This window comes from Streptomyces sp. 4F14, assembly GCF_048159485.1.
In the GTDB taxonomy this organism is placed as follows: domain Bacteria; phylum Actinomycetota; class Actinomycetes; order Streptomycetales; family Streptomycetaceae; genus Streptomyces.
Map to the genome: position 1 here is coordinate 1 of NZ_JBLRVY010000425.1, position 311 is coordinate 311.

The following is a 311-nucleotide window of genomic DNA, read 5'->3' on the forward strand; positions in this document are numbered from 1 at the left end:
GGACCTTGCCGTGGGCGAGGACCGGGGTGTCCTGGATCTCCAGGCCGTAGTTGCGTACCTCGGTGGGCAGGTCCTCGTACGTCATGACGGCGTAGACGCCGGCCATGGCGAGGGCCTCGCCGGTGTCGATGGAGACGATCTCGGCGTGCGCGACGGTGGAGCGCAGGATCTGGCCCCAGAGCATGTCCTCGTGCCACATGTCGGACGAGTACGCGAACTCGCCGGTGACCTTGAGGGTGCCGTCCGGGCGGAGCGTGGACTCGCCGATGCCGCCCTTGGTCTGGGAACCCTGGGTGATTTTGGTGGGTGCG

The 311-nt window shown here is 67.8% G+C and carries 1 pseudogene; it reads right to left on the reverse strand.

From position 1 onward, the window contains the following. Positions 1-311: pseudogene (locus tag ACLZOT_RS51425) on the reverse strand (xanthine dehydrogenase subunit D); the annotation flags it as partial.